Source organism: Pseudomonas antarctica (assembly GCF_900624995.1).
Classification (GTDB): domain Bacteria; phylum Pseudomonadota; class Gammaproteobacteria; order Pseudomonadales; family Pseudomonadaceae; genus Aquipseudomonas; species Aquipseudomonas antarctica.
This window is the reverse complement of the sequence record NZ_UYXQ01000061.1, coordinates 1-22740: the sequence shown is the minus strand read 5'-3', so window position 1 is coordinate 22740 and position 22740 is coordinate 1. Positions and strand designations below refer to the sequence as shown.

25 protein-coding genes and 2 pseudogenes are annotated in these 22740 nt (G+C 58.3%); 25 read left to right on the top strand and 2 right to left on the bottom strand.

Annotated features, from left to right (window positions below):
* Positions 1–61: 61 nt before the first annotated feature.
* The 24 genes and pseudogenes from E0F99_RS20980 to E0F99_RS20865 form a co-directional block, all read left to right on the top strand.
* Positions 62–1204 (top strand): annotated as a pseudogene (locus E0F99_RS20980) (terminase gpA endonuclease subunit); the annotation flags it as partial.
* Positions 1195–1407, top strand: coding sequence for a primosomal replication protein PriB/PriC domain protein (locus E0F99_RS20975; RefSeq protein ID WP_083358851.1), 213 nt, complete (start codon positions 1195–1197; stop codon positions 1405–1407). The pseudogene E0F99_RS20980 and the gene E0F99_RS20975, both read left to right, overlap by 10 nt.
* Entirely contained in the window at positions 1404–2930 is a 1527-nt protein-coding gene (locus E0F99_RS20970) for a phage portal protein (RefSeq protein ID WP_083358850.1), read from the top strand. Before E0F99_RS20975 ends, E0F99_RS20970 begins: the two co-directional genes overlap by 4 nt.
* Positions 2931–3024: 94 nt before the next feature.
* On the top strand, positions 3025–4983 hold the full coding sequence (locus E0F99_RS20965; RefSeq protein ID WP_232000081.1) for a ClpP-like prohead protease/major capsid protein fusion protein: 1959 nt from the start codon (positions 3025–3027) through the stop codon (positions 4981–4983).
* Between the two features lie 69 nt (positions 4984–5052).
* A complete protein-coding gene (locus tag E0F99_RS20960) occupies positions 5053–5367 on the top strand; it encodes a DUF2190 family protein (RefSeq protein ID WP_083358848.1) in 315 nt (104 codons plus the stop codon).
* Positions 5367–5747 (top strand): head-tail joining protein, encoded by a 381-nt coding sequence (locus tag E0F99_RS20955; protein WP_083358847.1) that lies wholly within the window; start codon positions 5367–5369, stop codon positions 5745–5747. The genes E0F99_RS20960 and E0F99_RS20955 overlap by 1 nt, the downstream gene beginning before the upstream one ends.
* Positions 5722–6234, top strand: a complete 513-nt coding sequence (locus tag E0F99_RS20950; RefSeq protein WP_232000079.1) for a hypothetical protein — start codon at positions 5722–5724, stop codon at positions 6232–6234. The genes E0F99_RS20955 and E0F99_RS20950 overlap by 26 nt, the downstream gene beginning before the upstream one ends.
* The gene (locus E0F99_RS20945) at positions 6231–6836 is read left to right on the top strand and encodes a phage baseplate assembly protein V (RefSeq protein WP_083358845.1); all 606 of its coding nucleotides are present in this window, start codon (positions 6231–6233) and stop codon (positions 6834–6836) included. The genes E0F99_RS20950 and E0F99_RS20945 overlap by 4 nt, the downstream gene beginning before the upstream one ends.
* 55 nt (positions 6837–6891) lie before the next feature.
* On the top strand, positions 6892–7113 hold the full coding sequence (locus tag E0F99_RS20940; RefSeq protein WP_083358844.1) for a hypothetical protein: 222 nt from the start codon (positions 6892–6894) through the stop codon (positions 7111–7113).
* Positions 7114–7118: 5 nt separating this feature from the next.
* Complete coding sequence (locus tag E0F99_RS20935) at positions 7119–7445, top strand: GPW/gp25 family protein (RefSeq protein ID WP_083360445.1); 327 nt, start codon at positions 7119–7121, stop codon at positions 7443–7445.
* Entirely contained in the window at positions 7442–8329 is an 888-nt protein-coding gene (locus tag E0F99_RS20930) for a baseplate assembly protein (protein ID WP_083358843.1), read from the top strand. Before E0F99_RS20935 ends, E0F99_RS20930 begins: the two co-directional genes overlap by 4 nt.
* Positions 8326–8931, top strand: a complete 606-nt coding sequence (locus tag E0F99_RS20925; RefSeq protein WP_083358842.1) for a phage tail protein I — start codon at positions 8326–8328, stop codon at positions 8929–8931. The genes E0F99_RS20930 and E0F99_RS20925 overlap by 4 nt, the downstream gene beginning before the upstream one ends.
* Complete coding sequence (locus tag E0F99_RS31225; protein WP_083358841.1) at positions 8928–10991, top strand: phage tail protein; 2064 nt, start codon at positions 8928–8930, stop codon at positions 10989–10991. The genes E0F99_RS20925 and E0F99_RS31225 overlap by 4 nt, the downstream gene beginning before the upstream one ends.
* Position 10992: 1 nt before the next feature.
* The gene (locus E0F99_RS20915) at positions 10993–11412 is read left to right on the top strand and encodes a tail fiber assembly protein (RefSeq protein ID WP_083358840.1); all 420 of its coding nucleotides are present in this window, start codon (positions 10993–10995) and stop codon (positions 11410–11412) included.
* 138 nt (positions 11413–11550) lie between these two features.
* On the top strand, positions 11551–12717 hold the full coding sequence (locus tag E0F99_RS20910) for a phage tail sheath subtilisin-like domain-containing protein (RefSeq protein ID WP_083358839.1): 1167 nt from the start codon (positions 11551–11553) through the stop codon (positions 12715–12717).
* Between the two features lie 12 nt (positions 12718–12729).
* Positions 12730–13233: a phage major tail tube protein gene (locus tag E0F99_RS20905; RefSeq protein ID WP_083358838.1), complete on the top strand. Its 504-nt coding sequence runs from the start codon at positions 12730–12732 to the stop codon at positions 13231–13233.
* Positions 13234–13244: 11 nt separating this feature from the next.
* Positions 13245–13556 (top strand): phage tail assembly protein, encoded by a 312-nt coding sequence (locus E0F99_RS20900; protein WP_083358837.1) that lies wholly within the window; start codon positions 13245–13247, stop codon positions 13554–13556.
* Between the two features lie 148 nt (positions 13557–13704).
* Positions 13705–16185, top strand: coding sequence for a phage tail tape measure protein (locus E0F99_RS20895; RefSeq protein WP_083358836.1), 2481 nt, complete (start codon positions 13705–13707; stop codon positions 16183–16185).
* A 10-nt stretch (positions 16186–16195) separates the two neighbouring features.
* Positions 16196–17041, top strand: coding sequence for a phage tail protein (locus tag E0F99_RS20890; RefSeq protein ID WP_083358835.1), 846 nt, complete (start codon positions 16196–16198; stop codon positions 17039–17041).
* The gene (locus E0F99_RS20885) at positions 17016–17222 is read left to right on the top strand and encodes a tail protein X (protein ID WP_083358834.1); all 207 of its coding nucleotides are present in this window, start codon (positions 17016–17018) and stop codon (positions 17220–17222) included. Before E0F99_RS20890 ends, E0F99_RS20885 begins: the two co-directional genes overlap by 26 nt.
* A gap of 94 nt (positions 17223–17316) precedes the next feature.
* A complete protein-coding gene (locus E0F99_RS20880; protein ID WP_083358833.1) occupies positions 17317–18366 on the top strand; it encodes a phage late control D family protein in 1050 nt (349 codons plus the stop codon).
* A 57-nt stretch (positions 18367–18423) separates the two neighbouring features.
* Positions 18424–18957, top strand: coding sequence for a glycoside hydrolase family 19 protein (locus E0F99_RS20875; RefSeq protein WP_083358832.1), 534 nt, complete (start codon positions 18424–18426; stop codon positions 18955–18957).
* Positions 18954–19472 (top strand): lysis system spanin subunit, encoded by a 519-nt coding sequence (locus tag E0F99_RS20870; RefSeq protein WP_083358831.1) that lies wholly within the window; start codon positions 18954–18956, stop codon positions 19470–19472. Before E0F99_RS20875 ends, E0F99_RS20870 begins: the two co-directional genes overlap by 4 nt.
* Before the next feature lie 67 nt (positions 19473–19539).
* Complete coding sequence (locus E0F99_RS20865; RefSeq protein ID WP_083358830.1) at positions 19540–20307, top strand: DNA adenine methylase; 768 nt, start codon at positions 19540–19542, stop codon at positions 20305–20307.
* Between the two features lie 24 nt (positions 20308–20331).
* Here E0F99_RS20865 and E0F99_RS20860 read toward each other — a convergent pair whose 3' ends face one another.
* Entirely contained in the window at positions 20332–20688 is a 357-nt protein-coding gene (locus E0F99_RS20860) for a hypothetical protein (protein WP_083358829.1), read from the bottom strand.
* A gap of 79 nt (positions 20689–20767) precedes the next feature.
* Entirely contained in the window at positions 20768–20977 is a 210-nt protein-coding gene (locus E0F99_RS20855; protein ID WP_083358828.1) for a hypothetical protein, read from the bottom strand.
* Positions 20978–21736: 759 nt separating this feature from the next.
* Between E0F99_RS20855 and E0F99_RS20850 the strand changes: the two are divergent.
* Positions 21737–22740, top strand: a pseudogene (locus tag E0F99_RS20850) (hypothetical protein); the annotation flags it as partial.

Below are 22740 nucleotides of genomic sequence, written 5' to 3'. Positions count from 1 at the left end.
GGGCGGGTTGTGGACAGGTTGCTATTTTTATGACCACTGAATGAGTAGGTCGGCGGTTACTGGGCGGCACATCTGCGAGCGCCAAGGCATTTGGACTCGAGACGGCATGGAGTGGTTTTCGGCTGATGATCAGCCAATCACTACGCCGCGTTCCGTCACCTTTCACATCTGGACCGTGTATTCGGAGTTCGTCACCTGGGCGTCGGTTGTCAGCGAGTGGCTGAAGGTCGGTAAAGATCGGGGCAAGCTCAAGACGTTCATTAACACCACCCTGGGCGAAGCCTGGGAAGAAGACCAAGGCGAGAAGCTGGAGTGGGAAGTGCTGGCCAAACGGCGCAGCAACTACCTGAAAGTGCCCGCGCGGGGCGTAGCACTGTTCGGTGGTGTCGACACACAGGATGACCGATATGAGGGCCGTGTATGGGCCTTCGGCGCCGGTGAGGAAGCGTGGTTGATTCACCGCTGGGTGCTGACCGGAGACCCTGCAAGCGTTGAGCTGCGCAAGAAGGTGGGCCAGGAAATCCGCCGCCAGTTCACCCGCGAAGACGGCACGCTGATGCGTGTAGAGCGCTGGTGCTGGGACTCGGGCGGTCACTACTCGGACGAAGTGCGTAAGGAAAGCAAAAAGCACGGTGTTACTTGGGTTATCCCGGTGTTCGGCGCCGCGACCTACGGCAAGAAAATTGCCACATTCCCGAAGAAAAAGACCAAGGGCGACCGGGTTTACCTCACTGAGGTAGGCACAGACAACGCCAAAGAGCTGATCTATAGCCGCCTAAAAATCGAACCGGACGGTGATCGTCCGGTGCCTGAGTGTATCCACCTGCCCCTTAACGAGCTGGTGTGTGACGAAGACGAAATGAAGCAGCTGACCAGCGAGCGCAAGGAATGGGTGGTTTCCAAAGGCCGCCGGGTACAGCGCTGGACCAACGGAAAACGCCGCAACGAAGCCCTCGACTGTTTCGTGTACGCGCTGGCCGCCCTGCGGATCAGCCAGGAGCGGTTCGGCCTGGATCTGGACCAGCTCGCTTTAGAAGCCCAGTTCGTGCCGTCCTCGGGCACCTGGGAGGTGCCGGAAGTGCCCGACGTGGACGAGCCAGAACAATCAGAGCCGCCGATTGAGTCGGCGCGGCCTGAGCCCCCAACAACTCAAGCCGACGCCCCTGGCGACTGGCACAACGTGGAAAGTAACGGATGGCTATAAACGCGCAGGAGATGCTGGACAAGTACATGGAGGCAGAGGCCGCCATTCTGCTGGGCAAAACGACCATTTTTAATGGTCGCACCCACACCATGGCCGAACTGCCGCAAATCCAAGCAGGGCGGCGCGAATGGGAGCGCCGCGTTAGCGCTCAACGCGCCGCGCATCAAGGCAGTCCGGGTTATGCCCTGGCTGACTTTCGTTGAACTTCTTCGACCGCTGCATTGCGGCGGTTGCCCCTGGGGTTGGTCTGCGCCGCCTTGCTGCACGTAGCGGCATTCAAGCTTTTGAGGCGGCCAGGATGACCCGAACGCACAAAGCGGAACGGCAAACGCGAAGCGCAGACAGCTCCTTGCAGCGTGATGCGGAGTCATTGCGCGGCCAGGCGCGAAAGTTGGACGAAGACCACGACCTAGTGACAGGTATTTTTGACCGGCTGGAAGAACGGGTGGTGGGCGGTACAGGTATAGCGGTGGAGCCGCTACCGCTGGACCATGCGGGCAACATTCACTTGGCGTTCGCGGCGCAGATTAAAGACCTGTGGGCGGAGTGGTCCTTGCGGCCGGAAACGTCGGGGGAGTTGACCCGGGCGCAAATGGAACGCCTGGTGTGCCGCACCTGGTTGCGTGATGGGGAAATGCTGGCCCAGCAACTGCTGGGCAAGGTGCCGAATTTCAAGCACCTGCACAAAGTGCCTTTCTCGCTGGAGCTTCTGGAGCCGGATTATCTGCCCTGGAGCTACAACGATGAGGCTAGCGGCATTTGCCAAGGCATTACGCGGGACGCCTGGCGCCGTGTCCTCGACTACAACCTGCTGAAGCGTCATCCGGGCAGTGCCTTGGGCTTCAGCCTTTCGGCGGACACCAAGTTTGTTTCGGCCGACCGGATGTTGCACATCGCTTATCGAAAGCGGATTGGGCAAAACCGAGGCCAGCCCCTGCTGCACGCTGTATTGACGCGCTTGGCGGATATCAAGGACTACGAGGAAAGCGAGCGCGTAGCAGCCCGTATCAGCGCAGCCCTGGCGATGTTCATCAAGAAGGGCTCAACCGAAGACTACGTGGTTGCGCCTACGACTGCCGGCAAGGACGGCCAGGCCACCGGTGCCCGAAGCATTCCGATTGCCCCAGGCATGGTGTTCGACGGGCTGCTACCCGGCGAAGACGTCGGAATGATCGAAAGCAACCGGCCCAGCCAGTTTGTGGAGAGCTTCCGCAATGGCCAGCTGCGCGCGGTTGCAGCTGGCACGCGCATTGGCTACTCCACGGCAACGCGCAGCTACACGGGTACCTATTCGGCCCAGCGTCAGGAACTGGTGGAGTCGCAGCTGGGTTACGACCTGCTGCAACACGAATTTATCGACTACTGGTCGCGCAAGGTTTACCGGGCCTTCGTCGAAATGGCGTTGGTCAGCGGCGTCCTTGTGCCGCCCGGCGATGTAAACATGAGTTCGGTTTACAGCGCTGTTTATCAAGGCCCTGTGATGCCCTGGATCAACCCGGTGCACGAGGCTAATGCCTGGGATGCGCTGGTTAAGGGTGGTTTTGCCGATGAGGCCGAAGTGGCGCGCGCACGCGGTCGTAACCCGCAAGAGCTTAAGCGTTCGCGTGAGGCGGAAGTCAAAAGCAACCGGGAGAAAGGGCTGGTATTCAGCTCTGATGCCTATCACCAGTTCTACGGGAGAGTGACCCTCAATGCAGACCTATCAAGCGACAAAAAGAAGGCCTAAAGCGCCGCCCCTGATGATACCGCGGGCTTCTGTTCAGTCGTCGGTTTCGGCTGTGATTACAGCGGCAAATCAGCCAGTTGAAAGTTGGTACTCAATGCGCGCCATGGCGCGTGGCAGTGTCGAAATTCTGCTTTATGACGAGATCGGCGGGTGGGGCATTACCGCCAAGCAATTTGCCCAGGATCTGGCGGCGTGCGGTGAAGTGTCACAGATCAATCTGCGCATTCACTCGCCGGGTGGTGATGTGTTCGCCGGCATGGCGATCTACAACACCCTCAAGGCCCACCCGGCCCGCGTAGATGTGTACATCGACGGCCTGGCGGCTTCCATGGCCAGCGTTATCGCCATGGCGGGCGATAAGGTCTACATGCCGACCAATGCCATGATGATGATCCACAAGCCCTGGGGCGCCCAGGGCGGTGACGCGGAAGACATGCGCCGCTATGCCGACTTGCTCGACAAGGTTGAAGGCACGTTGGTGCAGGCCTACGTCAGCAAGACCGGCAAAAGCGCGGAAGAAATTCACGCGCTGCTGAAGGATGAAACATGGATGGATGGCAGCGAGGCGGTGGCAGCCGGCTTTGCTGATCAGTTGATTGACCCCCTGGTGGCTGCCGCACAACTCAAATCGAAACGCATGCAGGAGTTTGAACACATGCCGCCAGAAGCTTTTAACACCCTGATGAACCCGCGTAACCAAGTGCCAGCACCGGCGCCGGCCCCCGCTCCTGCACCTGCTCCCGTTGCCACTCTGACGCCGGATCAGATTCGTGCACAGGTTCTTGCCGAAGAAGGCGCGCGCCGTACCGGTATCAATGCCGCTTTCGGCAGTTTTGCGACTGCCCATCCCGAGCTGTTGCAGGCCTGCGTAACTGATATGACGTGCACCGTTGAAAGTGCCCGGGCGCAGCTGTTGGCCAAGCTGGGCGAGGCCGCTACCCCTTCCAGCGTGCCAGGCATGCACGGTCACATCTCCAACGGCAATCTGGTGGGCGACTCGGTGCGGGCTTCTCTGGAAGCGCGAATCGGCATCGCCGCAATTGAGGCCAGCAACGGCCTCAATCACATGAGCATGCGCGAGCTGGCCCGCGCTTCCCTGACCGAGCGCGGCATTCTGGTGGCCACCCTCAACCCTATGCAGATGGTTGGCATGGCGTTCACTCACGGTTCCAGCGACTTCGGACAAATTCTGCTGGATATCGCTGGTAAGTCGGTCCTTTCGGGCTGGGAGGAAGCGCCAGAGACGTTCCAGCTCTGGACCAAAAAAGGCCAGTTGAGCGACTTCAAAACGTCGTCGCGCGTCGGCCTGGGTGAGTTCCCAAGCTTGCGTGAAGTGCGCCCAGGTGCAGAATACAAGCACATCACCCTCAGTGACCGTGGCGAACCAATCACGTTGGCCACCTACGGCGAGCTGTTTTCAATCACCCGTCAGGCGATCATCAACGACGACCTTTCGTTGTTGAGTGACGTGCCTTACAAGATGGGCCAGGCGGCCCGCGCGACCATCGGTGATTTGGTCTACGCGGTACTGACCAGCCCGCCGAAGATGCGGGACGGTAAGTCGCTGTTCGATTCTTCGCGTAAAAACAACGCGGCCGGTCCTGGGTCTGAGTTGTCCATTGCCAGCATGATCGCCGGCAAGACGGCGATGGCGTCGCAGAAAACACAGGTTGATGGTGGCAGAGCCCGTACGTTGAACATTCGCCCGGCCTACGTGTTGACGCCGGTTGCACTGGAAGACAAAGCCAATCAGCTGATCAATTCCGCTTCGGTGCCTGGCGCCGATGTTAACTCTGGAATCATTAACCCGATTCGCGGCTTTGCCAAAGTGATTGGCGAACCGCGTCTTGATGACGCCTCGGCAACGGCCTGGTACATGGCTGCTAAGCAGGGTAGCGACACCATCGAGGTCGCTTACCTCAATGGCATTGACACTCCATACGTCGAGCAGCAAAACGGCTTCAGCGTTGACGGCGTGGCCAGCAAGGTGCGTATCGACGCTGGTGTTGCCCCTTCGGACTTCCGAGGCCTGTACAGCGCCGCTGGCAAGTAAAAACCGAAGTACTTGGAAAGCCCCGCCCTGTGCGGGGTTTGTCGTTTCTGCGTTCTGGAGATTTGAACGATGGCTAAGAATTATCAAGGCGCTGGCATGCAGCGCGCGTTTATTGCCCCTACTGGTGGCGTTTCCAGCGGCGTGCCTATTGCACTTGGCGCCCTGGTGGTGGTGCCGTTGGAGGACGCGGCGAAGGGGCAGCCGTTCACCGGTGTTCTCGGCGGCTCGTGGCTGCTGCCAAGCACCGGGGCCCTGAAGGTTGGCGCCAAGGTCGGCTTGTTGGCGGGCGGCCTGGTGGCTGACGGCACGGCCGACTCTGTGCCGTTCGGCAAGCTGCTGGCCGATGCCGCCGGCGGCTTCGCTGAAGCGCTGTTGATCCAGTAATGGGCGGCGACTTTCGGGCTTTGGCTGATCGGATGGACGCCCTGTTGGTTGGGCGTCTTGGTGATCCGGTGACTCTGGCCGATGGGCGCACCATTTACGGCGCGTTTGCCTCTCCCTTTGTCGGTGCCGAAATCGGCGGCGGCAAGGGCGGTGCTCTGCGGTTGGGCGGGGCAATCAACGCCGATGAGGTTTTAGAACCCACGCTGACGGCCCGTGTAGTCGACGTGCGAGGCGTCAAGAAAGGTGACTTCCTAACCATTGAGCTGTCGACCTTGCTGGGCGGCGGCCGCTACAAGGTTGTGCGTCCGAAGCCTGACGGTTCCGGCATGATCGAGCTAGTGTTGAGCGTATCCAATGAGCGAACTGACGACATTACATGACGCGATAACACGCATCATCAGCGAGCGAATGCCCAGCGTCTTGCACGTTGAGCAGTTCCCAGAACTGGGCGCCGAGGTCAAAACGCCGGCGTTGCTGTACGGCATCACGGATATGACGCTGGGCACGGACCGTGGCGAAGGCAAGACGGCGTTAATCGGCCGTTTTCAGTCCTGCATTCTGATTGAAGCGGATCGCCCTAAAGCTTCGTTGCAGGCCGCAATTCTGGCGGCCCAGCTGACAACGGTGCTTAAAGATCAGTTTTGGGGCTTGGAGTTTGTCACCGGCCCGCCGGAGCAAGTGCACGCCCAGCCAGAAGCCCCGACGCTTGATCTGGAGCAGTTTGTTATGTGGTCGGTGCAGTGGATTCAGCCTTTCGAGGTTGGCGAACTGACGTGGCCTTGGCCTAATGAGCCGCCTGGTTCGTTGATGCTCGGAATCAACGACGATACCAAGGACGAGTTTTTCCCGGCCGGAGATCCGCCGTGAGCTACGCCAGTGCCGAACATGACCGCATGATCGCCGCCATGCTCATGCCTTGCGTGGTAGTCGGTGTGGATCTGACGGCGCCGGCTGTGCGTGTTGGCAATGGCGAGTGGACTAGCGCCTGGGTGCGCTGGCACAGCCTGGCGGCCGGTAAAGCGCGGCACTGGAGAGCGCCGAGCCTTGGCGAACAGGGGTTGCTGTTCAATCCCAGCGGCCAGGCGGGGATGGGTACGTTTATTCCTGGGCTTTACGGCAACGCCGGCGCAGCGCCGGATAACCGCGACCATGTGGAGGTTTGGCGGTTTGATGATGGCGGGTCGCTGATCTATGACTGGGAGGCGAACACCTACACCATCACGCTGCCAACCGGAACGGTAACAATCAAAGTTGGCACTACCACCGTCACCGTTACGGATAACGCGGTAACGGCCAAGGTTGGCGACAGTGAGGTCGGGTTAACCCCCGGGGCGCTGACGGTCAGGTCAGCACAGATTGCGTTTACTGGTGCGGTTGAGATCGACGGCCCGTTACACGTAACGCAAAGCATCACCGGTGACGCCGATATTCTGGCCGCCGGTAATAGCGACAATCACCATAAGCATTAACCACAACTACCCAACGGCCCGCCTAGTGCGGGCTTTTTCATGCCTGGAGGAAAGTATGGCTAAGTCAACTGAAAAGCCTGTGACCGAGGAACAAGCGGTGTCGGCGCCGGTGCGGCGAACGTTCCGCGATCTTGTGTACACGTCGCGCACGGTCGTTGTTCCGGGGACTTCTCGCACCTACCCCGTGGCCAAGGGGCAAGTGGAAGTGCCGGACACCGACAACGAGGCCTTGAGCTTCCTGGCGGGCAGCGTTGAGTTTTCCGCCCTGGAGGGGTGATTCAAGTGATCGGAATGGATCGCCACACAGGCCAACCCATATCCGGCATTGAGCATTTGCGGCAGTCCGTCGGCGACATCTTAAGTACGCGCCTGGGCAGTCGCCGGCACCGGCCGGAGTACGGCAGCAAGCTCCCACTGTTTGTTGACTTGCCCATTAACGCCGGGTGGAAAAGTGCGGTTCAGGCCGAAGCGGCTAGAGCCTTGGGCCGCTGGGAGCCGCGTCTCAAGCTCGAGCGGGTGACGGCCCTGTCATTGCTGGACGGGAAAATTAACCTACGTGTTGCCGGCGAGTATTTAGGCGACAGCTTTGTCTGGGAGTTAAGCGTATGAGCATCGTTGACCTGTCGGCGTTGCCGGCGCCGGATGTGCTGGAGCCCCTGGACTTTGAAGAGGTTTACGACGAAGGGCTGGCAGCTTTTCGCAGCTACATGGGCGACAACTGGAACGCCGCGTTAGAAAGCGATCCGGTCACCAAAGTACTAGAGGTTGGGGCCTATATCAAAGTAGGGAACCGAGCCCGGGTTAACGATGCTTGCAAGGCCCAGCTGTTGGCCCATGCGATAAAAGGTGACCTCGATCAGCTCGGCGCAAACGTCAATCTGAAACGCCTGGTGATCCAGCCCGAGAACCTGTTGGCGGTGCCGCCGGTGCCGCAAGTTCTTGAGGATGATGATTCGTTTCGCGAGCGCATCCAGTTGTCTTACGAGGGCCTTACTACGGCAGGTCCACGTAATAGCTACATCCTGCATGCGCGTAACGCTTCTGGCTTGGTGCGGGATGCCACGGCCGAAAGCCCAGCGCCGGCGAGCGTTACCGTAACGGTGCTGAGTACAGAAGGCGATGGCGCGGCAACGCCTGAGCTGTTGGCCACTGTTGCTAAAGCCCTGAATGACGATGACGTGCGGCCTTTAGGGGATCGGGTAACGGTCCAGGGCGCACAGATTCTCCACTATCGTGTTGACGCGATTTTGCACATGAACAGCGCCGGGCCAGAAGGTGACGCCGCTTTGGCCAGTGCACAAAGCCGCTTGGCCAGCTGGATCAATCCGCGCAAGCGGCTGGGCGTTGTGGTTTCGCGCTCAGCTGTGGACGCCCAGCTGCACGTACCCGGCGTTTCGCGTGTCGAGCTGCCTGAATGGGTTGACCTCATGCCGGGGCCGCATCAGGCGGCGTTCTGCACGGGCTTTAAAGTGAAATTGGCCGGTCAGATATGAAAAGCCTCCTGCCCAGCAACAGCACGCAACTGGAACGGGCCATGGAGGCGGCGTTCTTCGAAAAAACCATTGTGCCGCTGCGCACCCTCTACAACGCCGATACCTGTCCGCCTCATTTGCTGTTGCACCTTGCGTGGGCTTGGTCGGTAGACCGTTGGGATCATCGGTGGTCAGAGGCGACCAAGCGCGCCGCTATCAAAGCCTCTTATTACATCCATAAGCACAAGGGCACGATTGGCGCCCTACGCCGGGTGGTTGAGCCGCTGGGCTACCTGATCGAGGTCATGGAGTGGTGGCAGACGGTGCCGGAAGGCGTGCCGGGAACCTTCGCGCTGAAAGTTGGCGTGTTGGACACCGGCATTACCGAGGAAATGTATGAGGAGCTGACCCGGCTCATTGATGACGCCAAGCCTGTCAGTCGGCACATGACCGGGCTTGCGATCAGCCTGGAGTCTACCGGTTACATACAAATCGGCGCCTGCGTGAGTGAGGGCGAGGTGATCGACGTTTACCCGCCATCCCCCCGTGATATTGAGGTGACCGGCTCCTATGGCCTGGTCATGTGTATTGATGAAATTGACACCCTGGACGTGTACCCATGATTGATCAGAACAGTCAGTTCTTCGCCATCCTCACTGCTGTGGGTGAGGCTAAGCAGGCAAACGCCACGGCCCTTGGCTTGTCTTGGACGTTTTCGCAGATGGGCGTGGGCGATGCCAACGGCACGGACCCTATCCCCAATCGCGCCCAAACGAAGCTGATTAACGAGTGGCGCCGGGCGCCGCTCAATCAGGTTCGGCCTGATCCTGCTAACCCGAACATCATCATCACAGAACAGGTTATCCCGCCTGATGTGGGTGGTAGGTGGATTCGCGAGTTAGCGCTCTATGACGCAGATGGCGACATGGTAGCGGTGGCCAACTGTGCGCCTAGCTTCAAAGCTTTGCTTGCTCAAGGCACCGGTAAAACCCAAGTTATTCGGATGAATTTCATCGTCGCGAGTACGGCCAACATTGTTCTGAAGATTGACCCGTCAGTGGTACTGGCGACCCGCGAATACGTGGACCTGCAGATTATCGAGGCCTTGGCCAAGCTCGATTTTAAACATTCGGTGTTGGTGGCCACCACGGCAAACATCGTCTTGAGCGGGATTCAGACGGTCGACGGTGTGTTGTTGCCGGCGGATGCCCGGGTGCTGGTGAAAGACCAAACCCAGGCTAAAGAAAATGGTATCTACGTCGTACCTGCTGGCGGCGCCTGGAGGCGCGCGCAGGATGCAGACGCCAGTGTCGAGGTGACCCCCGGGCTGTTTGTCAGTGTTGAGAAGGGCACAGCCCACGGCGACAGTGTTTGGCAGTTGGTAACGGATGCGCCGATTAATCTGGGCACTACCGCTTTGACTTTTGAAGCGGTGGCAGGCCGCACGGGCGTCTTAGCCGGGACGTATCGCAGCTTGACCGTGGATAAGAACGGTCGTGTTATTGCGGGCACGAACCCGACGACACTTTCAGGCTATGGCATTACCGACGCCTTCACCAAGCCCGAGGCGACTTCTGCGATCCAGCAGGCAATATCGGGCCTCGTGAATTCTTCACCGGCAGCACTAGACACGCTCAGTGAGCTTGCCACTGCTCTGGGTAATGACCCTAACTTTGCTACGTCGGTGACTAACGCTTTAGCGGGCAAGGCTGGTAAGGCCACAACCCTGGGCGGCTACGGCATTACCGACGCCTTCACAAAGCCCGAGGCGACTTCTGCGATCCAGCAGGCAATATCGGCCGTCGTGAATTCGTCACCGGCGGCACTAGACACGCTCAGCGAGCTTGCCACTGCTCTGGGTAATGACCCTAACTTTGCTACGTCGGTGACTAACGCTTTAGCGGGCAAGGCTGGTAAGGCCACCACCCTGGGCGGCTACGGCATTGCCGATGCCTATACCAAGTCCGAGGTGAACAGTTCGCTGGAACAATTTATTAAGGGTGGTCAGAGTCTTCCCGCGTACTCCAACCTCAGCTTTAGTTCGAACAATGCCGGAATGATTTCGACAATTGTAGGTAACACCGGCTCAGTCATGGTCGATAACGGGGGAAATAAGGATGCTTCCGCCGTTATCGCATTTCATCGTGTTGGGGCCTTTGCGGCCTATATTGGCCTTGATACAGACAATCAATGGAAGGTTGGTGGCTGGTCGATGGGCGCTGCCGCGCATGTCCTTTGGCACGCGGGGAACTTCAATCCAGCGTCAAAAATTAACGGTGATCGATGCAATAACGTAGGGTTTACCGGCGGCGGCGATGTCACTACCGATCCGTATATGCAGCACTTAAACGGTTCGGTTGCGTATCTTGCAACTAAAGCATATTCCGTATTGGGGTTCCAAATTGTTAAAGGAGATACGGGTTATATAAAGTTACCGGACTTTCTCGGTGGTTTTATTTTGCAGTGGACAAAAACACCAACCCTGAGCACTAACACAACTTATACGTGGAACTTCCCGTTAGGGTTTCCTGCAAAATGTGCAGGCGTAATCGGGACCCAAATAGGCACCAGTCAAGGTCCTATAGAGGTTTCCATTGCTCCTTCGCAGGCTAGCGTCGGCCTTGCGATCGGTATTCAAACGGCTGCTGTAGGGCCGGCTTTCGTATGGGCGTGGGGATGGTGATATGACTGGCTTTTATATTGTGTTTAATGATGATGGAACGCTGCTGACTAGACTTCCAATGAACGCGGATGTAGAGAAACCTCTGCCGCAAAATGTCTCCTCCGTAAGCGAGGAACTATGGCTCAGGACCATACAAGAAAATGATGGAGTTTGGTCGCGCAGTGCCAACGGGGAGATAAAAAAGTACCCTTTTCCCCCTCCTTCACCAGAGGAAAAAATCGCCGTGAATGCGGATTGGCAGGAGGCACTGCTCAAATCTGCTTCCCAGGCTATGACGCCCCTTTTGATGTCCTTGCAGTTGGGTGACGCGACGGACGAAGAAACCGCCAACGCCAAGGCATGGCAGGCCTACTGCCGCGAACTGAGATCCGTAGATCTTGCTGCGGCGTCACCCGTATGGCCCGACAAGCCTGATCTTTAGCAGCTTTCGACCGCCTGACAGAGTTGACCTAAACGTCCCGCACTGACGGGGCGTTGTCATTTTCGTTACGCGTAACAACGAACACTCCCCCACGGCCTCGCTTATGCGGGGCTTTCTCGTTTCTGGAGATTGAGCTTTATGAGTTTCTTTCACGGCATCACCACCTCACTGATCGACACCGGGGCACGCACCATCTCGCTCCCGTCGTCCTCGATCATTGGCCTATGTGACACCTTCACGCCGGGCGTTCTCGGCGGCGGCACTGCCAAGGCCGGCGAGCTGAAGTTAATCACGACCGAGCGCGAAGCTATTGCCGCCTGGGGGCCTGATTCGGCAATCACCAACGCGTGCAAGGCAATCTTTGTACGGGCTAAGGCGGTAATCGTCGGCGTTGGCGTCCCTAAGCTTGCTGAAGCCGCTTTGCAAACGTCCGCCATCATTGGTGGCGTATTGGTCGATGGGCACCGTACGGGCTTGCAGGCGCTGTTAGACGGCAAGAGCCGGCACAACGCCCAGCCCAAGCTGCTGATTGCCCCGGGGCACTCGGCCACCCAGGCGGTGGCCACCGCCATGGATGCCTTGGCCGGCAAGCTGCGGGCAATTGCCATTGTCGATGGTCCAAACACCACTGACGAAGCCGTCATGGAATACGCGCTGAACTTCGGTAGCAAGCGTATCTATTTGGTAGATCCGGGTGTGCAGTATTGGGACACCGTAGAAAGCGCCACGGTGAACGCGCCGGGCTCGGCATGGGTCGCGGGCCTGTTTGCCTGGACCGATGCTGAGTACGGCTACTGGGCGTCGCCGTCCAACAAAGAGTTTGTAGGCATTACCGGCACTACGCGGCCGGTGGAGTATTTGGACGGTGATCCGACGTGCCGGGCCAACCTGCTCAATAACGCGAACATCACCACGATTATTCGCGATGGCGGTTACCGCCTGTGGGGCAACCGTACCTGTTCGGCCGATGCCAAGTGGTCCTTTGTCACCCGTGTTCGTACCTGCGACATCCTCATGGATGCGATCCAGGCGGGGCACAAGTGGGCGGTGGACCGCTCGATCACTAAAACCTATGTCTCTGACGTAACCGAAGGGCTTCAAGCCTTCATGAGCGACCAGAAGAACGCCGGAGCAGTGATCAACTTCGAAGTCTACGCGGACACCGAATTGAACACGGCCAGCCAGTTGGAACAGGGCAAGGTTTTTTGGCGCATTCGCTTCACCGATGTGCCGCCCGCCGAGAACCCTAATTTTCTGATCGAAGTCACCAATGATTGGCTGATCGAAGTGCTTGAAGCAGCCTAAGAGGGCCCAGCAATGATTCCTGAAATTTTGAGCCAGTGCGTCATGTTCCTTGATGGCGTGAGCTTTTCCGGCGACGTGCCGACCATGACCCCTCCAAAGGTTACCGAGAAAACCGAGGAATACCGTGGCGGCGGCATGAGTGGTTCGGTAGACCTCCCTACCGGCCTGGAAAAAATGGAAGCGTCGTGGGTTACCAACGGCGTGCGCAAAGAGTCGCTGAAGTTCTTCGGCCTGGCAGACAGAACCGCTTGCAACGTGGTGTTTCGTGCCTCGTTCAAAGACCAGAAGGGCCGAGCCAAGCCCGTCAAGGTCACGCTGCGCGGGGCGCTCAAAGAGGTCGATATGGGCGACCTGGAAGCGGGCAAAAAGTCCGAAATTAAGCATGCTATGGCGGTCACCTATTACAAGCTCGAAATCGACGGCCGCGTGATGTACGAAATCGACGTACTCAACATGATCCAAGTGATCAACGGTGTGGATCAACTTGCGGAAGACCGCGTGGCCCTGGGCCTTTAAGGATTAAGAACATGACTGACGTAAATCTGGCTGCACCGCTGCCGAAGTGGCTTTCCCTGACAGCCGAGGGCGTTACCGTAACGCTCAATCACCCCGTCAATTTCAACGGCGTCGTGACAGACAAGCTGACTATGCGCGCGCCTAGCGTTAAGGACGTTATGGCGGCCAAGGCGGCCGGTGGCGGCGACTACGAGAAAATGGAAATGAACATGTTCTGTAGCCTGCTGACGGCTACTGAACCTGAGCTTTTGTCCCTCAAATACAAGGACTACAAGCGCCTTTCGGCGGGCTATTTTCGCCTGGTTGAAGAAGACGACGTGTAACGAAGCCACGCTTAAGGCGACGGCTAGGCGCTTAGCGAAAGAGACCGGTTTTTCTTCCGCTGAGATCCTGGCTATGCCCTTTGATGTGATGGTGTGGTGGCTCACGGATTGAGCCGCTGTTGATCTACCCGACGTATAGGGCGCGCACATGGCGAACAAACTTGCTCTTGGCCTGGTCATTGGCGGGGCCGTCAGCTCGACGGTAGGAGCGGCGTTTAAGGACGTCAGCAACAAAATCAAAAAGCTGGAGGAACAAGGCTCTAAAGCGCGGGTGCTGGAAAAGACCATTGGCGAAACCATGCGCCTGCGGGACGAGTGGCAAAAGGCGCACATGGCCGGAGATAAGGGCGCGTCGGCCTTGTTGCGCAAGCTGGAAAACAATCTGGATGGGCTGCGCCGCCAGGGCGTAGAAGTGCGCAACCTGGCCAAGGCCTATGGCGCCATGGGCCGGGAGGCGGCCAAGGCTGAGCTTAAAGCCAAGGGCCATATGCAGCTTGATGCTGGTAAGCAGCAGATGCGCAGCAGTATCGGCCAGGCGGCGGCGGCCACGGCGGCAATGGCGATACCCACGAAGGTTAGCGCCGACTTTGGCGCGGTCATTCGAGACATTGCGATCAAGTCGAACATTGCCAACAAGCCCGAAGAAGCGCAGATGGCGAAAACGATCATCGGCACGTCGCGTGATACGGGCATGGCCCGTAATCAGGTGGCTGAGGTGGTTAACGCCCTGGTCGGGGCGGGCATGGAGCTGGATAAAGCCTTGTCATACGCACCGGTTGCAGCCAAGTTTGCTATTGGCCAGGGCTCGGATGGCGGCGAAACGGCCCGCATGATTAACGCCCTGGGGCAAAACGCCAAAATCTCCGACCCTGCCGTGATGCAGAAGGCGCTGGAGGCCATCGCTTATCAGGGGCAGGCGGGCAGCTTTGAAGCGGCCGACATGGCACGCTGGTTTCCTGACCTGTTGGCGAAAATGGGCAATATCGGCATTACCGGCATGGATGCGGTGGCGCAACTGGGGTCCATGCTTCAAGTGCAAATGAAGACCGCCGGCGGTGCCGATGAAGCAGCCAATAACCTCAAGAACTGGATGGAGAAAATCGGTTCTGGCGAGACGGTCAAGGCCTACAAGGACGCCGGCATTGACTACCAAGGGTCGATGAATACCGGGCTTCAGCACGGCAAATCAACCCTTGAGTCCAGCTTTGAGTTGGCACAGAAATACATCGCCGCGACGGACCCAAAGAAGGCCGCCGCCATGGTTGCCGCTACGGCAAAGATCAGCAAGGAGACTGATCCCGAAAAGGCCAAGGCCATGATTGCATCCCTTGAGCAAGCCTTGCGCACCGGCGACCTGTTCGCAGATATGCAGGTCAAGGGTGCGTTGACGGCCTACCTGCAAAACCGGGAGTTGTACGCCCAGCTCAAGAAGGATTCGGCCGAGGCTACCGGGATTCTGGATAAAAACCTTGAGGAACGCCGGCAAGCGTCGTCGCAGAAGTGGGCCGAAATGGCCCAGGGCATGGACGAAGCAATGCGCGCCATTGGTGACGCGTTCCGGCCGGTCACGGACAAAGTGGCGGATGGCTTGGCCTACGTCTCTCAAGGCCTGGCCAAGCTGTCGGACGAGTCGCCCCGGGTTGTGACGGGGATCGGCGCCGCCGTCGCTGCCGTGATTGCCTTTCAGACCGCTATGAGCGGTTTCAAGATCGCCAAAGGCCTGGCTAACCTGGGCCGGGGCTCGCTGATGGGTAACCCGAACATCCCTCAAAAGGTGATCGTTACCAATATGCCGGTGGGCGGTTCTGGTGGCATGGGTGACCTCGATGACGCTGGCGGTAAGGATGGGAAAGGTAAGGGTAAGGGCGCGCGTGGCGGTCGAAGCCCAGGGCGTGGGATAGGTGCCAGCCTTAAAGGCCCGGCTGTTCTGGCGCTCCTTGACGCCGGCTTTAAGGCCAAAGACACCTACGACAACGCCGAGACCCAGGACGAAAAAGCCGAAGGTTACGGCGCTGCGGCGGGTAGCTTCGCGGGCACGCTGGCCGGTGCGGCCGCTGGGGCCGCGATTGGTTCGGCAGTGCCGGTAATTGGCACGATCATCGGCACACTGGTGGGTGGCTATCTGGGGAGTCTTGGCGGTGACGCCCTGGGCGGTGCCCTGGGCAAGTTCATGTTTGGAACTGACGAAACCAAGAAGACCATGCCCGTGGCTGGGCCGCTGATGATGAAGGACGCCGGTAAGGATATTCCGCCGGTGTTGGGGGATATCGCTAAGTCGTTTGAGCCATCGCGCACAGGGCCGCTGATGTTGGCGAACCCAGGCCAGGGCGTGTTGCCGGCGGCCCCTGGTGCAGTTAATCCGGGGGATGCTGCACGTTCCATGATGTTGCCCCAGGCCAGCGCCGATGCGGCGGCCGGCCCTCTTGCGACGGCAGTGGTTGCAAAAGTACAGCCGGCGAAGATCGAAACCAAGGTGGATATTCACGCACCTATCACGCTGACGGTGCAGGGCGATGTGAAAGACCCGGCCGATGTCCTGGCCCAGTTGCGGCCGCTGATGGAGCAGCAGCAACGAGAAATCGCCCAGCAGCTGGAGAACCGAAAGCTCTACGACGCGCCGAACATTTAAGGGGGAGGCTATGGAGTCATTGGCACAGTTACAGTCTGGCCTGAAGTACCTGGCCACGGCTGGCGAAGAAGGCCGGCGCAGTATTGACGGCATGATTGGGCCGGTAAATGGCGCAATCAGCGAAATAACCGGCGCCGCCAATGAATTGGAGGATCTGCCGTTTATTGGCCCTGCGGTGGGGGCGAAATTCCAGCGGGTCATGCGAGGGATTGCTACGGCTCAGGCCAAGGCTGGCCAGGTGGTCGCCACCTACAACCGTGCGACGCGTGCGCTGTCACAGATTGACGAGCGCCTGGGCACGCTGAAAGAGCAAGCTGGCCGCGCGGCGACGGCGATTAACAAAATCGCCGGCAGGATTGACCCGTCGTTGGCCAACATCCTCCCGACCGGCGCTTTCGCCACGGATTCAACGCCGGCGAAAGAGGCGGTGAAGCCGTTCCCGCACTTGCTGATCATCCAGCCGCTGGACCCGAAGGCCCAGCCGTATTACTTCAACCTTGATACGGCGGCCTTCGATTCGTTGCGCCGCTCGACCGAATACCGCTGGGCCTCACAGGAGCGCCTGACGCGCCGTGCAGCCCAGCAGGCCGTGGGGATGGGGGACGAGAAAATCACCCTTAAAGGGGACATTTTCCCAGGCTTTAAGGGTGGGTTGGAACAGCTCAACACACTGCGCTCGATTGGCTCACAGCTCAAGCCGCTGACCCTGACCACGGGTTTCGGCGTCGTGTTGGGAACGTGGTGCCTGAAGACCGTCGACGAAGACCAAAGCGCGCTGATGCAGGGCGGTATCCCCCGCAAGCAGGCGTTTACCTTGGAGTTTGTGCGCTATGGCGACGACATGCAGAACATCTGACGGGGATCTGCTCGATACCATTTGCCATAACTTCTACGGCCATCTGGTGGGCAGTGTTGAGGCAGTGTTGGCGGCCAATCAGGGCCTGGCGGATGAGGATCAGCCTTACCGTGCCGGCGTGCTGATTGTCTTGCCGGATCTGCCTGGCCCAGTGGATGAGCAAGTGGCCTTGTGGGATTGATTCAGTTCTATCGGCTGCGACCTTGTTCCGTTATGCGTAACGCCTCCTTTCCCTAAAGCCCGCCCAGTGCGGGCTTTTTATTGGCCAATGCCCTATGACTCCACAATTTAGAATCGTCGCGAACGGTTCCGATATCACGTCGCTGATTAACGATCGGCTTTTGCTGTTGCGCACCACGGATAAACCCGGCATGGAGTCGGACGAGTTTGAGTTGCGCATAGATGACCGTGACGGCCAGGTGACGCTGCCCAGGCGCGGCGCCGGGATCGAAATCTACCTGGGCTATGCCGAAACGTCCCTGGCGCGCCTGGGACGCTACGTGGTCGATGAAATCGAGGTTTCAGGCCCCCCGGACACGATTGTTATTCGGGGCAAGGCCAGTGACATGCGGGGCACTGGAAAATCCATCCGGCTTGGCAGCTGGGAGGACGTGTCTCTATCAAAAATCGTTTCCGATATCGCCGCCCGTAACGGCTGGACGCCGGCCTGCACCATCGCCACTAAGGTCGCCCGGGTTGATCAGTTGCATGAATCAGACTTCAGCTTTGTCACGCGCCTGGCCAAGCAGTACGACTGCACAGCCAAGGTGGGCGACGGCAAGTTGATGGTGATGCAGCGCCAGGCGGGGCTGAGTGCCAGCGGCAAGGTGATTGGCGCGATCACCCTCACGCGCAGCGACGTAAGCCGCTGGCAGTTCCGCCTAGGCGACCGTAACGCGCATAAGACCGTAGCGGCCAAACATCAGGACAAGAAGACCGGCACGTTGTCGGTGGTCTCCCTAGAGAACGACGACGTTCCCGACGGCCTGCCGGCAGTGCATACCGACCGGCACATTCATCCGAACAAAACCGCCGCTGAATCGGCTGCAAAAGCGCGTTTGGCTGCGTTCAATCGTTCGACAGCCGGCGTGCGCCTTGAAATGCCCGGGCGTACGGATCTGTTTGCCGAGCGGTCAATCATCGCCAAGGGGTTTAAGGATGGGCTCGATGGCGAGTACCTGGCGGATTCTGTTGAGCAGGCATTCACCCAAGCCGGCTGGTCCACCACCGTCGAATGCAACGGCGGCAAAAAGGGTAAGGCCAAGGCCAAAGGTAAGAAACCGAAAAAAGCCGCGAAGCCCGTCAAGGTTGTCAGCTTGGCGTAGTCGCGGCGCGCACCACCCACGCGCGCAGTGCGCGGACTATTCATGTCAGGAGTCTGTATGCCCATCACCCAGCAGCAGTTGCAGCAAATCCTCCCGAACGCCGGCCGCCAAGCCGGCGTTTTTGTTCCGGCCCTTAACACAGCAATGAACCGTTACGCGATTGTCGGCACACCGCGGGCTGCCGCCTTCATTGCCCAGGTCGGGCACGAGTCGGGTCAGTTGCTTTACGTGCGCGAGATCTGGGGACCCACCGCACAGCAGGCCGGCTATGAGGGCCGCGCCGATCTGGGCAACACCGTTAAGAGGGACGGTTCGAAGTACCGTGGCCGTGGCCTGATCCAGATCACCGGCCGTGCGAACTACGCAGCATGCGCCGAAGCCCTGGGCCTGGACCTGATCAACACGCCGGAACTGCTGGAACTACCCCAGAACGCCGCGATGTCGGCGGCGTGGTTCTGGTCAACGAACGGGCTTAACACCCTGGCAGACGCGAGCGATTTCGTGAAGATCACCCGACGCATCAATGGCGGTGTAAACGGCCTTGAGGATCGCCTGGCGCTGTGGGAACGGGCGAAAAAGGTGCTGGCATGACGCCGGGGCAGATCCTGTCGGCAATACTGCTGGCCATGGCGATCAGTGCCGGCGGCACCTGGCAGGTTCAGGACTGGCGCATGGGGAAGAAGTTCGCCGAGCAGCTCGCGCGGCAGGGGGCCGCGCACCAGAAAGATCTGGACGCAATCACCAGCGAGGCCTGGCGCCAACAGAATGCCGAGCGTGACATGCGCCTGGCCGTCGAGCAGAGAGCGTCCTTCGCCGATCAAAAACACTTCTTGGAGCTTTCCGATGAAAAACGCAATCAGGCTGCTCTGCGCGATAGCCTTTCCACTGCTGAGTTGCGGCTGTCAGTCCTTCTCGACGAAACGGATCCAGCCAGTTGCTGCAACTTGCCTGCCACCACCGGCGCCGTCGGCGTGGTTCATGCAGCCCGTCGAGCCCGACTTGACCCAGCGCATGCTCAAAGAGTTATCGGTATCACCGACGACGGAGACCAAGGATTGATCGCGTTGCGGGCGTGTCAGGCGTATGTGAGAGCCATTGCCCAATGACCTACATGTAAGGTCGAAAAAATTAGCATGACACCCAATGAATACCCACCTTGCAAAGGATTGCAAAATGACAAACCCAATCGTTCCATGGATGGGCGGCAAACGTCGCCTCTCGAAACGCCTGCTGGCGCTGTTTCCTGAACACGAGTGCTACGTCGAAGTGTTCGCCGGCGGCGCAGCGCTGTACTTCAAGCGAGAGGAGCGTGCGAAGGTCGAGGTACTGAACGACCTCAACGGCGACTTAGTGAATCTATACCGTGTCGTCCAGCACCACCTCGAGGAGTTCGTGCGTCAGTTCAAATGGGCGCTCAGCTCTCGGCAAATCTTCGAATGGCAGAAAATGGCGGTTCCTGAAACCCTCACGGATATCCAGAGGGCGGCAAGGTTCTTCTACCTCCAGCACCACGCTTTCGGCGCCAAGGCAACTGGGCAAACCTTTGGCACGGCGACCACGGGCCGGCCTATCAACCTGCTGCGGATCGAAGAAAACCTATCGCAGGCCTGGCAGCGCCTTTCCGGAACCTACGTCGAAAACCTGCCCTGGTTGAAGTGCGCCGAGAAGTACGACCGACCGCACACGTTCCACTACATGGACCCGCCTTACTGGCAGACGGCTGGGTATAGTGGCCAGTTTGGTTTCGAGGAATACGAGCGAATGGCTGAGTTCATGCGGACCTGCCAGGGCAAGGTGATGGTCAGCATTAACGACCACCCAGATATCCGGCGGGTGTTTGAGGGGTTCCGGCTGGAGACGATGGATATCCGCTACAGCACCGCAAACCCGCGACAGGGCAAAGCCGCCGTCACTGGTGAGCTGGCGATCATGAACTGGTGATCCGTAGGTCATACCTAACTTACATCAGGACTGTGGCTCGGTGACTTTCCTAAGTTCGTCGTGTAGCCGCTGATTCTCCCTGAGTAGGTAATCGCGCTGGTCGGCGACGAGCTTCATGCCCAGGATGGCGGGCTCGGAACATCTCTCTTTCAGCTCGCTGATTTCCGCCTCAGCGGCCTTAAGGACTGCCTGCACCTCGGCCTTGCCGGTGACCAGCGCGTCGTTCATCTGGACCAGCCCGGCGATGTTCCTCCGTGCCCTGCGCAGCAGTGCCTGTATCTCGGTAAGTTCATCCTCGAGCAGAGAGCATTGGTGCTTGTACATTTCCAGGGGCGTAGGGCATCCAAGCCACGCAGAGGTGTCTTCGTCAATGGGGTGCATGTTGAGGAAATCCGAATGCTGTATATGTGTACAGTAATCGAGGTTTGACCTTGGCGCGATTTGAGGCGACGAGAGGCAGTCAGTCAGGAGTCATGAGGACGGCTAGGGTCAGCTTGATGAACTCTTCGTTCTCGTCAATTGTATGCAGCGCGCCGCGGATGTTCTCTGCCACATCAGCAGAGCCGCGCTGCTCAACCCAATTCGAGAGTTCCATGATGGAGGCCTCAAGGGCGAGTTGGTTTTCGTAGAGTTTTGAAAGTAGGGAAGGGATCAAATCTGAGTTCGGCATTGGTGTTCCTCCTGGGAGCGAACAGCGTAGCACTTGGCATTGGGAAACCCGCTCCAAAATTATAAACGTCCGCGTTGGAAAAAAGTGGTCGTTCGCCATTAGCTCCTCGGGCCCGTAACAACGTTTCCTCTAGTACGCTAGCGCTCTGATGTGCGACCAGGAGACGATCCCGCACCCAAGTGAGAGCGGTCCACTCTATATAATATTAGGTAACAATAAAGCCATATTTATTGCTGGTCATAAAGCGGCCTACTATGGTCGCCACTACAATGTCTGCAAAAAGCTTATTAGTGTCGAAGCGGAGCATTGAATTTATTGAAGACTTTTTAATAAGGTCTTCGATCCTCTATGTCTCTCAAGTCAAAGTGACTGATCGCAATAGTCTGTAATTTGTAGCCTATAAAATTACAATAGGCTGACACAGGGGGCTGAATAAGAAAAGGAACTTAGTGTTATTGCTTTGTAATGGCGTTAAGTTCGTATTTCAATGAAATTTTAAATAGCAATTTCACGTTCTTTAAGTGCTATTTTTTATAAGCGGACGATGCTGTTTCTTAGTAAAAATATCACGAGGATGTTGAAATGAACGATGTAAAAGTTTTAGTTTTGCGCACCTGCTCGAATAACATGGGCGATCACTGCGGCCTTATCTGGCCCGTATCGGGTGTTGTGGAATGCAAATTTTGGGAGCCTACGAGAAAGCTCGAGAATGGGCTGTCCGGCTTGCTCTGGGGAAAGGGGGCGAGCACCCAATTAAATATGCAAGCCGATGCTAGATGGGTGGTTTGTGAAGTTGCGATTGACGATATTATTCGTCTGGATATAGATGGGTGCGTTAAATTTCCCCGTGCTGAAGTGGTTCATGTCGGAACACGAAATAGTGCATTAGGGTACATTTCGAGTAACGTTTCAAACTATGCGTCATATTCAGCAGATATGGTTGAGCCATTTGCTTTTTCTGAAGTGCGCCCGGAAATGGACGAGGACTCTTTTAGACCACCGGCGGCAACAGATCAGACTCTAAAAACGCTAGAGACAGCTGTTTATGGCAGTACGCTCACGGGCGCAAATCAGAGTCAGCTCATCGCCGGTTATGGCAGTACTGAAACCGCTGGAGATAGCAGCACCCTGATTGCGGGGTACGGTAGTACCGGAACTTCAGGTTCCGACAGTTCCATCATTGCCGGCTACGGCAGCACTCAAACCGCTGGAGAAGAAAGCTCGCTAACAGCGGGTTATGGCAGCACGCAGACGGCTCAGGAAGGCAGCGATCTCACCGCAGGCTATGGCAGTACCGGCACCTCTGGTTCCGACAGTTCGCTGATCGCTGGCTATGGCAGTACTCAAACTGCCGGAGGAGAAAGTTCGCTAACAGCGGGTTATGGCAGCACGCAGACAGCTCAGGAAGGCAGCGATCTCACCGCCGGTTACGGCAGTACGGGCACCTCTGGTTCCGACAGTTCCATCATTGCCGGCTACGGCAGTACTCAAACTGCCGGAGGAGAAAGCTCGCTGACAGCGGGTTATGGCAGCACGCAGACAGCCCAGGAAGGCAGCGATCTCACCGCAGGCTACGGCAGCACGGGCACCGCTGGTTCCGACAGTTCACTGATCGCCGGCTACGGCAGCACGCAAACCGCTGGAGAAGAAAGCTCGCTAACAGCGGGTTATGGCAGCACGCACACAGGCCAGGACGGCAGTGGGCTGACCGCAGGCGACGGCAGCACGTCGCCCGCTGGGTCTGCAGATTACGTGCACACCGG

Coding starts and splice junctions, on each gene's coding strand:
- E0F99_RS20930 (WP_083358843.1), top strand. CDS start 7,442: ATGAGCATCGTTGACCTGTCGGCGTTGCCGGCGCCGGATGTGCTGGAG.
- E0F99_RS20870 (WP_083358831.1), top strand. CDS start 18,954: ATGACGCCGGGGCAGATCCTGTCGGCAATACTGCTGGCCATGGCGATC.
- E0F99_RS20860 (WP_083358829.1), bottom strand. CDS start 20,688: ATGCACCCCATTGACGAAGACACCTCTGCGTGGCTTGGATGCCCTACG.
- E0F99_RS20875 (WP_083358832.1), top strand. CDS start 18,424: ATGCCCATCACCCAGCAGCAGTTGCAGCAAATCCTCCCGAACGCCGGC.
- E0F99_RS20940 (WP_083358844.1), top strand. CDS start 6,892: ATGGCTAAGTCAACTGAAAAGCCTGTGACCGAGGAACAAGCGGTGTCG.
- E0F99_RS20915 (WP_083358840.1), top strand. CDS start 10,993: ATGACTGGCTTTTATATTGTGTTTAATGATGATGGAACGCTGCTGACT.
- E0F99_RS20960 (WP_083358848.1), top strand. CDS start 5,053: ATGGCTAAGAATTATCAAGGCGCTGGCATGCAGCGCGCGTTTATTGCC.
- E0F99_RS20950 (WP_232000079.1), top strand. CDS start 5,722: ATGAGCGAACTGACGACATTACATGACGCGATAACACGCATCATCAGC.
- E0F99_RS20900 (WP_083358837.1), top strand. CDS start 13,245: ATGACTGACGTAAATCTGGCTGCACCGCTGCCGAAGTGGCTTTCCCTG.
- E0F99_RS20890 (WP_083358835.1), top strand. CDS start 16,196: ATGGAGTCATTGGCACAGTTACAGTCTGGCCTGAAGTACCTGGCCACG.
- E0F99_RS20865 (WP_083358830.1), top strand. CDS start 19,540: ATGACAAACCCAATCGTTCCATGGATGGGCGGCAAACGTCGCCTCTCG.
- E0F99_RS20975 (WP_083358851.1), top strand. CDS start 1,195: ATGGCTATAAACGCGCAGGAGATGCTGGACAAGTACATGGAGGCAGAG.
- E0F99_RS20955 (WP_083358847.1), top strand. CDS start 5,367: ATGGGCGGCGACTTTCGGGCTTTGGCTGATCGGATGGACGCCCTGTTG.
- E0F99_RS20880 (WP_083358833.1), top strand. CDS start 17,317: ATGACTCCACAATTTAGAATCGTCGCGAACGGTTCCGATATCACGTCG.
- E0F99_RS20855 (WP_083358828.1), bottom strand. CDS start 20,977: ATGCCGAACTCAGATTTGATCCCTTCCCTACTTTCAAAACTCTACGAA.
- E0F99_RS20885 (WP_083358834.1), top strand. CDS start 17,016: ATGGCGACGACATGCAGAACATCTGACGGGGATCTGCTCGATACCATT.
- E0F99_RS20965 (WP_232000081.1), top strand. CDS start 3,025: ATGCGCGCCATGGCGCGTGGCAGTGTCGAAATTCTGCTTTATGACGAG.
- E0F99_RS20895 (WP_083358836.1), top strand. CDS start 13,705: ATGGCGAACAAACTTGCTCTTGGCCTGGTCATTGGCGGGGCCGTCAGC.
- E0F99_RS20925 (WP_083358842.1), top strand. CDS start 8,326: ATGAAAAGCCTCCTGCCCAGCAACAGCACGCAACTGGAACGGGCCATG.
- E0F99_RS31225 (WP_083358841.1), top strand. CDS start 8,928: ATGATTGATCAGAACAGTCAGTTCTTCGCCATCCTCACTGCTGTGGGT.
- E0F99_RS20910 (WP_083358839.1), top strand. CDS start 11,551: ATGAGTTTCTTTCACGGCATCACCACCTCACTGATCGACACCGGGGCA.
- E0F99_RS20905 (WP_083358838.1), top strand. CDS start 12,730: ATGATTCCTGAAATTTTGAGCCAGTGCGTCATGTTCCTTGATGGCGTG.